Annotated in this window: 1 protein-coding gene; it reads right to left on the minus strand. The window is 55.1% G+C overall.

The window, feature by feature from the left end; genetic code table 11:
- A partial coding sequence (locus ACXJ5O_RS28735) for an MFS transporter (protein ID WP_457302876.1) occupies positions 1 to 801 on the minus strand: 801 nt, incomplete at both ends.

Below are 801 nucleotides of genomic sequence, written 5' to 3' on the forward strand. Positions count from 1 at the left end.
GGTCAACGCCTTGAACAGCGGGAAGTAGGTGAAGATAGCGAGCGCCAATCCAGCCATGATGATCGGCTTGCGGCCAATCTTGTCCGACAGCCAGCCGAAGAAGACGAAGAAACCGGTGCCGAGCAGGAGGGCGATGGCGATCATGATATTGACCGCCTGCCCGTCGACCTTCAAAACGTTCTGCAGGAAGAACAACGCGTAGAACTGGCCGCAATACCAGACAACGGCTTGGCCGGCTGTGAGGCCAAAGAGTGCGATAAGCGCGATCTTCGCATTTTTCCACTGGCCGAAGGCTTCCGATAGAGGTGCCTTGGAGCCTTTACCCTCGTCCTTCATCCTTTGGAACGCTGGCGATTCGCTCAGGGACAAACGGATCCAGACGGAAATACCGAGGAGAATAAAAGATAGAATGAATGGAATACGCCAACCCCATGCAGCAAACGCTTCCTTACCGAGCCAATTCTGAATGATCAGGATGACGATGAGGGAAAGGAAGAGACCAAGTGTTGCTGTGGTCTGAATCCAGGACGTATAGTAGCCGCGTCTATTGTTTGGCGCGTGTTCAGCGACATACGTTGCTGCGCCGCCATATTCACCGCCCAGAGCTAGCCCCTGCAGCATGCGCAGTGCAATCAGGATGATGGGCGCGGCAATACCCCAACTGGCTGACCCTGGAAGAATACCAACAAGGAAGGTCGACAGACCCATGATCATGATGGTGACGAGGAATGTGTATTTACGGCCGACCAGATCGCCGATGCGCCCGAAAACGAGGGCACCGAATGGCCGAACCAGGAAGCC

The sequence above is a fragment of the Phyllobacterium sp. P5_D12 genome, assembly GCF_054049495.1.